The sequence below is a fragment of the Azohydromonas lata genome (genome assembly GCF_034427735.1).
Classification (GTDB): domain Bacteria; phylum Pseudomonadota; class Gammaproteobacteria; order Burkholderiales; family Burkholderiaceae_C; genus Azohydromonas; species Azohydromonas lata.
In genome coordinates this window covers 1-12,254 of sequence record NZ_JAXOJX010000041.1, presented here as the reverse complement: position 1 = coordinate 12,254, position 12,254 = coordinate 1, and the positions used below count along the sequence as shown (strand labels likewise).

Sequence of the window (12,254 nt, the reverse complement as noted above, 5' to 3'; positions counted from 1 at the left end):
TTGAGTGCCTGAGCGCTTTTACGGCCCTTCAGCACTCAAAACCTGTCCCCTTTAGGCCTTAAGAACCCGCAAGAGGGACAGCTTTTGAGTGCTCAAACCCCCGTGAAGGTCGGCTAGCACTCAAAACCTGTCCCCTTAGGGCCTTGGACGCTTGCAGCGGGGACAACTTTTGAGTGCTACGCCTACTTTTAAGACATTCAAGCACTCAAAACCTGTCCCTCTTCGGCCTTATGTGCCCGCTACGGGGACAACTTTTGAGCCCCCGAAGCGTTCTTGGTCCTGCAAGCACTCAAAACTTGTCCCCTTGACAGCCTCCAGGCCGCTACAAGTGCCGCCGTTGAGTAGGGAAAGGCTTCCGATGTGCCTGGATCACTCAAAAGTTGTCCCCTTGGCACTCATATCCACACCCCCAAATACTCAAAAGATGTCCCCCAAACACTCATATCCACACCCCCAAACACTCAAAAGTTGCCCCCTAAACACTCAAAGGTTGTCCCCGAAACGCTTGCAAGCCATTGATTTGCAAAGAAAAATTCCGCCTAAAGGTTTAAAACGTATTAAAGGTTCTTAAAAGTTAAAAACCAACCTGGGTTTCAGGCAAAGAAAAACAAAACCGTTCCAGCCAGGGTCGCTGGTATCTGTGCCTGTAGGCCAACAAAAGCCTCAGTGAGAACAACGAGCCGGTACACTGCGATGCATTGATGTCACCGGTGCATGGAGCCCCGCTTGAACCGCAGATCACGCGAAGTCTCTGACTCGCAGCAAGGCAGCTTGCTGCTAGCGGCGCCCACTGAGCCCGACGACCTATGGCGAAAGACCGTCAAGGTGATCCACAGTGTCCCGCGCGGACACTCGCTGACCGTGACTCAGCGCAAGATCGCCAACGCGTGGATGAAGCACGCAATCGAGAACCCTAGGGGGCGAGACGGCTGGTGGCAAATGCCGATAGTGAGGCTGCGCCAGGAAACGGGTTTCGCCTCAACCAACACAGTTCATTTGAAGGAAGCGGCCAAGGCGCTCATGCGCATCATCTTCGAGTTTGATGTGTTCGCACCTAGCGAGCGCAAGACCGACGAGTGGCAAGCGCAAGTGCTTTTCAACGGCGTAGCCATCTCCGGTGGCTACATCCGCTGGCAGATCAGCGAGAACATCTACCGCGAGCTGCTGCGCCCCGAGGTCTACGCGCTCATCAACATGTCCGTCATGCGTCGCTTCAAGACGGCGGCGGCGTTGCAGTTGTGGGAGTTCTGCGTGCGCTTCGAGGGCATCGGCGTGACGCGGCGGCTACGCTGGGAAGAACTGCGTGACGCCGTACTCGACGGCGCGGAGAAGTCCTCTTTCGCCGACTGGAAGGTGCTCAAGAAGCGCGCGCTCGTGCCCGCCATCGCGGAAGTCAACGCTTGCTCGGACCACGAAATTGAAATGATCGAGTTTCGCGACGGGCGACGCGTAGCCGAGGTTCAGTTCCGCGTGACGCCGAAAAAGCAGGGCATCAAGGTTCCCGTCGAGGCAGAGCGACTGGTCGAGCGCATCGTGCGGCTGGGTGTGCCGACTGCCGAGGCAAAGCGCATGGCTAGCCTCTACTCGGTGCCGCGCTTGCATGCTGCGCTGCGCTACACCGAGTTGCGCCAGACCGATGCCGAACAAGCACCGCTGGAAGTGCCTGCGGCGTACTTCAGGCGCGCTCTGGAGCTTGGCTGGGGCTACACCGGCGACGACTCAATGCCGCAGTCCTTCGGGGCAGCGGCGCCTGTTGCAGCCGCAACTGAATCGGCCGACATCGTCGGTGCGCCGGACGCGAGCGACGCTGCCGCTGCAAAGCGCCGCGAACTCGCCCGTGCCCACTACGACAAGCAACCCCCCACGGAAAAGGAAGCTCTGCGCGAGCGCTACAACGCCCAGCAGCGCCTGCCCAACCTGCGAGTGAAAGCCCGCGTCTCCAAAATGACCGAGGTGGCTTTCATGAACTGGCTGGCCCGGGAACTCTGGGGTGACGAAGTGCAGGATGTGCTCCTCTGAACACAGCACCTCGTTCTGCTCGTTCACCGTCCTAGCCGGACGAGTCAAATATTTTTGCACCTTGCGGAGAAGCGGGTTAGTGCTGGAATTTTAGCCAGCGTGACACACATGAATTCATAAAAACGAAATAAGTCATTTATGAAACAGAATTGCGATTCAATTGAAATTGATCCGAGTAGCGCTTTTCAAATTGTTGATGACATAACAAAATCTTGGGGACGCACTGTTGTGCCGTTTTATGTAGCAGATAATAAATCAAAACACCGTTTGCTAGGTTGTGGGAGCGGCTTCTTAGCTGCTTACAAAAACAGGCTCTACTTGGTCACGGCACTTCACGTTATCAACGACTTGCCGAGCGGGGAAGCTCTTATTGCGAATATCGGAGGAAAAGGTGTATTAATAAATGGGTTGCCATTCAAGATATCGAGAGACGCAGACATTGCTGTAGCGCTGCTTCATGATTTTTGGTTGACAACAAATAAAGTTCATGGCGTCCACGCGCTACCAATCAAGCTAAAAGCTGACCAAGATCAATCCTTAAATATTTATATATTAATTGGATATCCTGGGGCAAAAAATATTATTAATGGCAACATCGGAAGCAGAGATAGGAATCTTATGGGCTACTCGTTCTTTGAAAAAATTGAAAATGTTAAAGCCAAGACACACATCAAGAATCCTATTGGATTCAGGTTTGATAAAAAATCCGCGACTGATTCAAATGGCAATAGGGTTGATGGCGGAAGATTTAATGGTAATAGCGGCGGTCCGGTGATTGAATCCGTTATTGACCCACGCAATTTTTTCTCCGCAGGCTTGAGTATAAGATTTTCTGGGGTATTCTTGGGGTGGGATAAATCATCAAAGGAAATTATCTGCGCACGACCTGAAAATTTAATTAAATTACTTGAAGAGATCGATCATTCTATAAATTTTGGGGCTTCTAAAACATAGTCGCGCAGAAAATATGAGCAGCTAGGGGTAGAGGGACTTTCCGTGCAGATTGGTGCGGTGACTGCCATTTTTTCTTTTCCGGACAAGCACATATGGAAAATTGTACGACAACTGCTCAGGCTGACCGCAAAGTCGTTGGTCCGCCTCCCTTATCGGCCTCAAGGCGCACCAGTCTGCACGGAAATTCCGCCTACCCCCACACGGAGTGCGTCAGAGCCAAAAGTCGCCGGCGTTGACAAGGCGCCCGTGCAGCTCATCCACCGCGGCAAGATCAAGCGCCTGACCAAGCTCCAGCGCCGCTGGCTGCGCTGGCGCCAGGCCGTGGAGCCGGCCATCGGCCACGCCAAGCATGACCACGGGCTCAAGCGCTGCTGGCTCAAGGGCTTGGAAGGCGACGCGCTGCATACGGTGCTGTGCGCTGCGGGCTACAACCTGCGCTGGCTGCTGCGCGCCATTGCCCGGCTGGGTATCGCGGCGGTTTTTTTGCGCCTGCAATTCCTGGCCGCCTTATTCGCTGGATGGCGTGCCATCGCCCCCAAACCGTCTACCGCCATGGCGCCGACCTGGTCAGGCTCGTGAGCATCGTCCGCCCTGGCGCCGAACTACGGCACTACTGCGCCAAAACGAATTTCGCAGGCCCGACTAATTACCCCGTTGTGGTCGTCAAAGCCACTGGAAGAGTATGCAGTCAGGGAGTTGCAAACCATTGTGATAACTTTGAGAATTGCATCTGGGAATGTTTGACTGGCATGCTTTAACATTTGAGTGCTAATAGCTTGTCGCCATCAGGGGCGCGCTTGTAAGATTGAATCCTAAAAAGTAGACGTGTGTACCAGAAAGGTTAGGAAGACGCGCCCCATTCGTATTCAAATACTCGTTTCCATTCCTGTACCGTACTAGGGCTCAGGTGTCCCTGAGCATGCATTTCGAATGTTTCGCGCCAGTTTTGGCGAACAAATGAGGTTGTGTGTTCGATTATCTGCAAAGCCTCGTCTTGTTTGAGTCCTGCCAGCGCACGCGCCGCACTGATGAGGTTCGCGACGCTACCCGTACGTTCGTTCCTATTGGTGATAGCCATCCGGAATACCGGCCGCCCGGAGCGGTTAAAGAAGGGCATCACGTCATAGAGTGGCGAGAGTTCCCAGTCACCCAATCCTTGCTGGCGCAGTGACGTGTTCCATGGGTGGTCGTCTGTGTTTCCCACCACAGCGTTTAGCACAATGCGTTTGTAGAGTTCCAAGCCGTCGCCGGGGCGCCGGAGTTTGGACCGCAGGTGTACGTAGCTGCGACGCGGGTCCTCCGGCAGCGTGCCTGGGTGTAGGCCAAGCGCCGTAGCTGCACTGACGCAGTGAAATACCTTGCCCTGTATTCCCGGACCTCGATCAAAGCGTTCAATGCGTAACGCCGGCTTGTCTGCATACCAGCTCACGCGGTGAGCCGGCACAGTCAGGCCCAAGGCATCACCAAGACTCAGTGCACTTGCTTCTGCTACCACGCTGTCGCTACGCTCATTGGACATCGCGAATTTCAATAGGACAGCTTCCTCGGGTACTTCGCCGTCAATACTAGGTAGGTACAGCGGCAACTTGGGCCGCTCGCCGCCCATGACGCCGGACGAAGATTCCCGCCCATATGCCACGGTGTGCCGGGCAGTCTCGCGCAACTCGGCTCTCAGCATGGCATCAAGGGCGACCTTACTGTCCGGTTCGCCGACAAACAAGGCCCCGAACCCGTCGGCGGGAGCATGAACCAGCCGTTCCCACCAACCCCAGGGCTCGTCACCCTCGGCCATAGGCACCTTTACGCGGCCACGTTGCTTCAGCGCCTCCAGCGCCCAGCCCGACACTGCTACCTCGCAAAATACTGGGTGCGGCAGCACGCCCACCTGCGTGTACGTGGAGCTTTGCTTCGTTCGGATGCCGGTCGGGTCAAGTTCCCAGGCTTTAGGCCCCAGCTGCAGGTAGGCACGATCGTAACGAAACTCCCAGCGGGATGCTTCCTGGGTGAGTTCGCCAACGCGGATTGCCTCCCGCTGGCCAGCGGCTTCGTCGAAGATCCAGCGGTAAACAGGAGCGCGCCGAGTCATGCGTCGCTTTTGGACTTGCGTTTGAAGCGGGGAAGCCGGCTGCGCACAGCGTCTTGGTAAGCCTCGTCCTGCGCCGCAGAAGCGAGGGCCGCCTGCAGGCTCGTGTCGTCTAAAGCCCAAAGCACTCGGGCGACATCCGAGAACCGCGTCGACAGCGCTCCCGCCTCAATGGCAATAAGGGTCTGGCGACTGATGTCGGCTCGCTGCGCCAAATCAGCCTGGGATATCGTGCGGGCTAAACGCTGCACACGGATACGTGTTCCGACCTCGGTGATGAACTGAGTGACTTCATAAGGTTCACTCATGGGGTCTCGAGCTCGCATAAAGTCGATTCCTGTTAACAAAAACGTGCCCATTGTAGGCAAGAGCAGACTTTCGCGCCTACTCAGCAGTATTTCAAATCCTTTGATTGATGACGGATCAACCAAGCGATTGCACTGCCTGACATTGTCAAGTCAAGCCATTCATGGCGGCGTTGATCGAAATCTTCTCCAACCCCACGTCCGTGCTAACTCCAAAGTCAAGCAGCTGAACCAAAGCAAAAAACGCTTTCTAGCCACGCGGGCTCGGATCAAGTGGTTCGAACAGGAGTTGAGGAAGCTGATCGCATTTTTGTAACGCAGATAATTGCCCATAATCTTGCATAGTGAAAATTTATCTTAAGTCGCTGTTTCTACGTGGATCAGCCGATTTGCTTTGGCGCGACAAGCACTTGCCGCAGCCTTGGCTGCCATTTTTCTCGTCTCTATGGGGTTCTTGCTGGCATGCACCGGTTGCCCGGCGTAGTAGTTGACTTGGTGTCAAAGCGCACGGCCGCTAGAGCTATGTGCGCCAGTCGCCTGCAGTGCATCGAGCCCTAAGGATGCTCTGCATTAACCGGTTTTGACGTTGATGGACGGGGCGTCGGCGGATCAGCAGCGAACTCGGCGCTGGTTTCGCCGCTCAATGCCGTTCACAGCAGGGATCAGAGCCCAGCCCGGCTGTTTGCCCTGCATCCGGGCGCACTCATCCCTGCACCTTCATGAGCTTGTGCCGCACCATCCAAAGGTTGGACAGCGCGAACAGCTGCGCGTGTTTGCCCGGGCGCATGGCGGCATTCCAGCGCACGTCCTGCTTGGTATCAGGACGCTTGTGCGCGCCTTGATAACCGGCATAGTTCCAAGCCTCGTTTTCTTCGCCATGCAGCATGGCTGTTTCCCTCCACCACGTCGCTGACGTTGCCTGAAGTGCCCCGCACTGTATGCACCAGGCCTGATTCCGCGTCCACGCCGATATGGGCCTTCATCTCGAAATGCCAGACATTGCCCTTTTTGGACTGATGCATCTCGGGCGCGATCATCTGCTCCAAAAACTCGCGCTTGCGCGTGCGCTTGGTCGAAAGGTTCACCTCGAGATTATCCTGCTTCATGGCTTGGTTACTCGCTCAGCACACTTGCCACGGCTTTACGCAAATGCTACCTAGGCAAAGAAAAATCGGCCCCAACCCTGCAAACAGAGGCAAAGAAGTACCAAGGGCATGACGCTGACCAACGGCGTGGGACTACCCATAGCGTTAGAAGTGGCCAGAGCAAACTGCCACGACATGAAACTGTCCAAGGCGACGTTATCGTCAATCGTGGTTCCACGCCCCATACCGACAATCGTTGAGCCACAAGGCTTATGTTTAGATAAAGGCTTTGATTACGACGAAGTTCGCGACGTGGTACTGGAGTTCGGATTCACTGCACATATTCGCAGCCGGGGCGAAGAAGCCAAGGCCCTGAAGAAGGAAGCTGGTGCCAAGGCGCGCCGTTGGGTCGTCGAGCGAACCCATAGCTGGCTCAATCGATTTCGCCGGTTGCTGGTGCGATGGGAAAAGCGAGCCGACACCTACTTGGCTATGCATGCATTTAGCATGCGGGCTTGTTGTTTGGCGAACCAATCTCCAAATGGGATAGGCTCTAAAGCAGTGTTTAATGCTTTTAATGTTTCCACGAAAGCCAATATTTTAATATGAAGCTTCTGGCGCAAGACAGAGCATAGGTATTGCCAAACTTTTGTAACCATAGTATAATAAACCATGATCTTTTACGCCACTCAAGACAGCTTTGGAAAGGGTTGGCACGCTCAGACCAATTGGCTTGCGTCACAAATCCTTGATCTCCCAGCCGAAGAAAAATCCATAATAAAATTAGAAAACTTTTCCACATTTGGGTTCACAGATATTTCTAGACATAGGAGTACAAATCAAGATCGTGCTCTGATTGCTTATTCTGCCTCAAACCATACTAATCGAAACTGGTTTTTGGCTGTAGTATGTGACGGGGTAGGTGGAAATCAAGCTAGCCAACATGCAGCGGCCTTAGCCAGTGCAACCATTGTTCAGCATACAGCTGAATTGGACGGAGAAGGGTCGGCTCAAGCCATTTTGGAAGCTTCTTTAAGCAAAGCACATTTAGAGGTATTAAATAGATTTGGCGGCAAATCAAGCACGACTGTGGTTGCCTTGCTTGTTAAAGGATTTGATGCCGCTCTAGGGTGGGCAGGGGACTCTCGAGCTTATGAATTCTTGGATAGCATAACAGCAGAGCAAGCTCAAATCACCACCGACGATACTCTGGGGGCTGCATTAAATCGTGCTTCTATTGGGATTTCTCAGCAATTGAATGACGATATCGCAGAGCGATTGTCTCAGGCGATTGGTGCAGACATGCCATTCCGGCCAAATTGCACTAGCTGGATTGGGAAAGCTCCAGAAGCAACACATTTATTACTCTGCACCGACGGAGTATGGAAACCGCTGTCAACCGCCTTAACTGCATTGGTTTCCGCATGTAGCGATCGCTCTGAACTCGCGCGCAGGCTTCTCTTGTCCAGTGAATGGCTTGGCGGGAATGATAATGCGACCGCTATTTTACTGCCGTCAATTCCTGAAATATATAACTCACTTAGAGACCCCAAGAACTGGTTACCTCCAGATAATTGTGCGATCTGCTTGCCTGGAGGGAAGACTATAATTCTACCTAACTTGGCGACAAACCAGAATCGCAGCAAGCGGCATCCTTCGCCTCAATTTAGCAAGAACATTTCCGTGCAAAGTTGGGGGCCAGCGGGCATAAAAAAACAGAAAACGCTTGAACCCGACATCACCGAAAAAGAAAAAGACTCACTGAGCAATAGCATCAAGAAGCTCAACAAAACAATAGAAGTAGTTGCCGAAGAAGAATCAAATGATGACAAAGCCAAATCCGCCCAGCAGATACACAAAGACAAGTCTACCGACTAAAGCCGGTGCTCATGGGGTCATTGAGATCTGGCACGATAAAATGCTGGATCGAAATGTCGCGATAAAGTGGCTAAACTCTTCGGAAGGAGAAGAGCAACTACTAAACGAATGGCAAATTCTTGCCACCGCGATGTCTAGACACGTTGTTGAGATATATGAGCTTATTTTTGATCATCATGGCACCCTTTTCGGGGTGATCTTGGAGCATATCGATGGACAACGTTTGGACGAGATTTTTGGTGAAAATAGCAAGCTAGACCAAATTGAATCAATTAAAGCGCTTTACCAGCTTGCTTCTGGGCTTTCCGATCTGCATTCCGTGCCAATTATTCACCGGGACGTAAAACCAGAAAACGCGGTAATAGGTAGCAACGGTCGGTTGAAAATAGTTGATTTTGGTCTATCGACGGCTGCTTATTCTATACAAACAGCACGAGCGAGAAGTACTTTCGGCTATTCCGCCCCCGAATATTATACAAAACCTGCAACAGTAAGCCTCAAGTCAGACGTTTACGCTTTTGGTATATGCTGCTGGAAGCTATTTACTGGAACGATCCCTACAGTAGGGAAATATAATCTACCAGATGCCTCGTATTTTCCATTACCGTCGATTTCAACCGTAGCTCGTCTTCCTGAGCGCATCGTATCAACAGTAGATGCATGTTTGCAATGGCAGCCGGAGAAGCGGCCGGGAATGAAGACGATTGCTTCAGTGTTTTGCGCCGAGTTAACAAAAGGACGGCATGAAGCATTCATATCACTCCCTGAGAGCGTTACAGAAATCAATGCCTCAAACAGAAGAAAAACCATAAAGAGTTCTCTTGGCTCACTGCAAATATCCTATGACGACTACAGTTTTAAAATTGAGCAAGTTGAGGGAGAGGTGTTTATTAACAATATAACAGCCACTATCGGCGCCTCATTAAGCGAGGGCTGTCTGATAATGTTTGGCAACCCCTCGCGTGGACGCGACCGTGGGTTTGCCCCGTTTCGAAAATTTACTCCTGAAGTTGTCATATAAATGAGTACTGCTATTGGCGATGTGATTGCCGATCGATATAAGATCGAGTCGGAAATTGGGTATGGCGGAATGCAAAGAGTATGGCAAGCGAGAGACTTAAGTTTAGAGCGAAATATTGCAATCAAATCGCCCTTTTCGCCCGGTGCAATTAAAAGATTCGCAAGCAGTGCTCGACTGAGCGCGAAAGTTCGTCATCCTAACGTCGCAGCCGCTCTTGATTATATAGATCAAGGCGGAAAGGAGTATTACGTTGAGGAGTTGATTGACGGCATAAATTTACAAGATTGCATGGACGCTCACTTCCCGCGTTTGGATGCTGATACGTGCGCTAGAGTGATGCATCATTTGGCCAAAGGGGTTGCATCCTCACATAGAGTCAATGTGATTCATCGTGATCTGAAGCCATCCAACATAATGGTTAGTCGCGATCTCAGCTTTAGCAATATAAAAATTACAGATTTTGGTATTGCAAAGCTGGCGCAAAGTCAAATTGACCAAGATATTGAAAGGCTGAACAATAATCACACGGAAGGCCTTACTAGCACAATGCTGGGAGCAATCCCTTTTTTGGCTCCAGAAGTTCTTAAGAAAGGCAACCAAGGAGCACCACAGATAAACTTGCCGTCTGACGTTTGGAGTCTTGGAGCAATAGGCTACTGGCTATTAGCGGGGGAACATCCTTTTGGCAAAGGATTAGAGGCGGCGGTTAATATACTAACCGAACAACGCAAGCCGTGGGCTCCGTCAATTACTGCATCAAGGATAACGTCCCATCTTGCGCAGAAGTTACAGAAAATCATTGAAGGCTGTCTCGTCTCTGATCCAACCGTTCGACCAACTGCTGAGTCCTTGGCCAGCAACTTGGGAGCACTCGGATATTTAAGCGGAGTGCGCGAAAGCGCAGTAATCACATCGGCGGGCAAATATGGCGGTGTTTGGTGGGGACGCTCGGAGACCGGAGAAAGCGTCATGACACACAACGAAGAGGTCATCGCTGGAGGGATACTTAAAGTAGGATCAAGGATAAATTACATATCCTGTCCGGGCTCGCCAAGCCCCCGTGCGGTTGCTGTAATTAAGATGAAGGACGAGAAAGTAAAAAGCGAATTAGCCAGTGGCTAAACTGGGCCGCTAATTCAACCAAGGTTTTTCAGTTGGCAGAGCTTGATTTAACATAACGCCGCATACCGAAAATAAAGCGCGGCCTTTGCCAAATTCAGTGGAAAAAAGCGCCTGCCGCCTCATTTTCACGGGCAGGCGTCTCTGACGCTTCACGCGACAAATCAACGACCTGAACACCAGAGACCCTTTCCCACCGCTCCAAGGCCTCGGCAAGCACGGCATCGATCTTTTCATTTGCCGCAAGCGCATGGCAAGTGCTGGATAAATCGACTCGAGCAAAGTGGGTTTCGCCCTCAGGGGTAATAGAAGAGAAGGCCAGCTTTCTGTGAACACTCACCAGCTTACTTCCATGGCTTATTTTGCTGGAGAGCCTATTGGCAAATATTTAGAATTTGCCGACTTGATACGCCACGCGCTGAGCAATGGGCTGGGCCAGCAGCGGCGTGCTGATTTCTCCTTCGTCGAGCCGGGCCCGGATGCCGTGCAGTGGCCGGGCAACGCATAGACACAGGCGGCGATCAAGTCAGAATTTCTAGCTGATCCTTGGTGGGCCGGAAACCGGACTCCGCAGCGTCACTGCGGTGGAACCCTGCGACATCAAGGTGCCGCCTTGCGCGGCCGGCCTCGACGTTTTGGCGCTTGCGTAAAACCCAGGTCCGCCGGTGTCAGGTCGAACCCGCGCATGAGGTTCCTTATCTTCACCAAGGCCTCCAAGCGCTCGCCCTCTTCAATTTCGCGCAGTTGCCTTTCGGCTTCGGACAGCTCTGCGCGCAACTCGGCTACACGGGCTTTGAGAGATTCACGGGTAGGTTTAGCCACCGGTTTGACCCAACCGGTCGGCATGTCGTCATTGGACTTATGCATACCCCATGATGGTAGGCTAAGTAAGGTAGAAACCCATACTTAGCTGGAATACCAGTGCAACTCCTGAGCCTGCAGCTCAAGACCGGGCTCTGCGCGCTTCGCCTCCAAATTTCGTGCTGGGATTCCGACCTTTCGGGCTTGATCCTTGTCGTTTATGCAGCGGCCTAGCGGCCACCGTGTTACCACGCAATGGCGTAGCCGTTGCTCAAACCAGCGCGACACCTATGCCGCGTGAGCGGCGTTTGCGCTGACGCTCCAAAAACGCCTGCCGTTTCGCCTCTCCGTCACCGAGGATGGCCGCCGCGACTGGCACTGTCAGGAACTTCAAGCGACCCGCATCAACCGCCTGCAGTAGTGCAGGCATCGCCGGGCGCTGGATCTCAGTGCGCAGCCATGAGCCATCCACCTGCCGGTGGTCATAGGCACCACTGGCACAGATTTCCACCAGTACCGTGCAGTCACGCCGCGCTAGCCACTGGCCGGCATGCGCTGCAAGAAAGGCTTTTGCGGCGGCATCCTGAGCTGCCACGGGCGGGCCATCAACCGTGGCGGCGTCGCCCCTCCTCCCCTTCGGGGCCGCCACGGGCCGCGTCCAGTCCTCGCCGCTGCAGATCAGGTGGACCAGCAGACCTTCAGGGTCGCGCGCTTTGCGTAAACCCTCCAGCCGGTGCGCCAGGATGTGTTCCACGCGCACCTGGGCCGCTTTGGCGATGCTCATGGCCTTCCTTATGCGCCGGCCGCCCAGCAGCGGCACCAGCGGCGCCAGCACGGCTGGGACGTGGACGCCCTCATCCAGCACCGTGCCTTGCAGCTGCTCAGCAGGCGCGGGCTGTTCAGGGTTCAGTGGGTTGTCCACAGACGCCGGGGGTGCAGCCCCTTGGCCCCCAATAGGGTTTAGACCTTTATCTACAGGCGGCGCAACG

The 12,254-nt window shown here is 53.4% G+C and carries 11 protein-coding genes and 3 pseudogenes; 8 read left to right on the top strand and 6 right to left on the bottom strand.

Annotation, left to right across the window (positions count from 1 at the left end; genetic code table 11):
* Positions 1 to 726: 726 nt before the first annotated feature.
* The 3 genes and pseudogenes from SM757_RS21975 to SM757_RS21965 all read left to right on the top strand — a co-directional run.
* Positions 727 to 2,019 carry a replication initiation protein gene (locus SM757_RS21975; protein WP_322467035.1) on the top strand — a complete coding sequence of 431 codons (1,293 nt, stop codon included), beginning with the start codon at positions 727 to 729 and terminating at the stop codon, positions 2,017 to 2,019.
* A 138-nt stretch (positions 2,020 to 2,157) separates the two neighbouring features.
* Positions 2,158 to 2,973: a serine protease family protein gene (locus SM757_RS21970; protein ID WP_322467034.1), complete on the top strand. Its 816-nt coding sequence runs from the start codon at positions 2,158 to 2,160 to the stop codon at positions 2,971 to 2,973.
* Between the two features lie 228 nt (positions 2,974 to 3,201).
* Positions 3,202 to 3,552: pseudogene (locus SM757_RS21965) on the top strand (transposase); the annotation flags it as partial.
* A 262-nt stretch (positions 3,553 to 3,814) separates the two neighbouring features.
* Here SM757_RS21965 and SM757_RS21960 read toward each other — a convergent pair.
* The 3 genes and pseudogenes from SM757_RS21960 to SM757_RS21950 all read right to left on the bottom strand — a co-directional run.
* Positions 3,815 to 5,059, bottom strand: coding sequence for a type II toxin-antitoxin system HipA family toxin (locus SM757_RS21960; protein ID WP_322467033.1), 1,245 nt, complete (start codon positions 5,057 to 5,059; stop codon positions 3,815 to 3,817).
* Positions 5,056 to 5,364: a helix-turn-helix transcriptional regulator gene (locus tag SM757_RS21955; RefSeq protein ID WP_322467032.1), complete on the bottom strand. Its 309-nt coding sequence runs from the start codon at positions 5,362 to 5,364 to the stop codon at positions 5,056 to 5,058. Before SM757_RS21955 ends, SM757_RS21960 begins: the two co-directional genes overlap by 4 nt.
* Positions 5,365 to 6,064: 700 nt before the next feature.
* A pseudogene (locus SM757_RS21950) lies at positions 6,065 to 6,389 on the bottom strand (transposase); the annotation flags it as partial.
* 139 nt (positions 6,390 to 6,528) lie between these two features.
* On the opposite strand from SM757_RS21950, the pseudogene SM757_RS21945 reads away from it, so the two are divergent.
* The 4 genes and pseudogenes from SM757_RS21945 to SM757_RS21930 form a co-directional block, all read left to right on the top strand.
* Positions 6,529 to 6,996 (top strand): annotated as a pseudogene (locus SM757_RS21945) (IS5 family transposase); the annotation flags it as partial.
* Positions 6,997 to 7,118: 122 nt separating this feature from the next.
* On the top strand, positions 7,119 to 8,324 hold the full coding sequence (locus tag SM757_RS21940; RefSeq protein WP_322467031.1) for a PP2C family protein-serine/threonine phosphatase: 1,206 nt from the start codon (positions 7,119 to 7,121) through the stop codon (positions 8,322 to 8,324).
* On the top strand, positions 8,269 to 9,345 hold the full coding sequence (locus SM757_RS21935; protein WP_322467030.1) for a serine/threonine-protein kinase: 1,077 nt from the start codon (positions 8,269 to 8,271) through the stop codon (positions 9,343 to 9,345). The genes SM757_RS21940 and SM757_RS21935 overlap by 56 nt, the downstream gene beginning before the upstream one ends.
* Positions 9,346 to 10,467 (top strand): serine/threonine-protein kinase, encoded by a 1,122-nt coding sequence (locus SM757_RS21930; protein ID WP_322467029.1) that lies wholly within the window; start codon positions 9,346 to 9,348, stop codon positions 10,465 to 10,467.
* A gap of 94 nt (positions 10,468 to 10,561) precedes the next feature.
* Here the strand turns inward: SM757_RS21930 and SM757_RS21925 are convergent, their stop codons facing one another.
* Entirely contained in the window at positions 10,562 to 10,804 is a 243-nt protein-coding gene (locus SM757_RS21925) for a hypothetical protein (protein ID WP_322467028.1), read from the bottom strand.
* A gap of 12 nt (positions 10,805 to 10,816) precedes the next feature.
* Here SM757_RS21925 and SM757_RS21920 point away from each other — a divergent pair, with 12 nt between their 5' ends.
* Complete coding sequence (locus SM757_RS21920) at positions 10,817 to 10,972, top strand: hypothetical protein (protein ID WP_322467027.1); 156 nt, start codon at positions 10,817 to 10,819, stop codon at positions 10,970 to 10,972.
* A gap of 92 nt (positions 10,973 to 11,064) precedes the next feature.
* Here the strand turns inward: SM757_RS21920 and SM757_RS21915 are convergent, their stop codons facing one another.
* Together SM757_RS21915 and SM757_RS21910 are read right to left on the bottom strand one after the other, a co-directional pair.
* Complete coding sequence (locus SM757_RS21915; protein ID WP_322467026.1) at positions 11,065 to 11,331, bottom strand: H-NS family nucleoid-associated regulatory protein; 267 nt, start codon at positions 11,329 to 11,331, stop codon at positions 11,065 to 11,067.
* Between the two features lie 205 nt (positions 11,332 to 11,536).
* Positions 11,537 to 12,187 (bottom strand): hypothetical protein, encoded by a 651-nt coding sequence (locus SM757_RS21910; RefSeq protein WP_322467025.1) that lies wholly within the window; start codon positions 12,185 to 12,187, stop codon positions 11,537 to 11,539.
* Positions 12,188 to 12,254: the final 67 nt, after the last annotated feature.

What these genes read in the sequence shown, in the direction of transcription:
- SM757_RS21970 (WP_322467034.1), top strand. Translation starts at nt 2,158, where the DNA reads ATGAAACAGAATTGCGATTCAATTGAAATTGATCCGAGTAGCGCTTTT.
- SM757_RS21960 (WP_322467033.1), bottom strand. Translation starts at nt 5,059, where the DNA reads ATGACTCGGCGCGCTCCTGTTTACCGCTGGATCTTCGACGAAGCCGCT.
- SM757_RS21955 (WP_322467032.1), bottom strand. Translation starts at nt 5,364, where the DNA reads ATGAGTGAACCTTATGAAGTCACTCAGTTCATCACCGAGGTCGGAACA.
- SM757_RS21940 (WP_322467031.1), top strand. Translation starts at nt 7,119, where the DNA reads ATGATCTTTTACGCCACTCAAGACAGCTTTGGAAAGGGTTGGCACGCT.
- SM757_RS21935 (WP_322467030.1), top strand. Translation starts at nt 8,269, where the DNA reads ATGATGACAAAGCCAAATCCGCCCAGCAGATACACAAAGACAAGTCTA.
- SM757_RS21930 (WP_322467029.1), top strand. Translation starts at nt 9,346, where the DNA reads ATGAGTACTGCTATTGGCGATGTGATTGCCGATCGATATAAGATCGAG.
- SM757_RS21920 (WP_322467027.1), top strand. Translation starts at nt 10,817, where the DNA reads ATGGCTTATTTTGCTGGAGAGCCTATTGGCAAATATTTAGAATTTGCC.
- SM757_RS21915 (WP_322467026.1), bottom strand. Translation starts at nt 11,331, where the DNA reads ATGCATAAGTCCAATGACGACATGCCGACCGGTTGGGTCAAACCGGTG.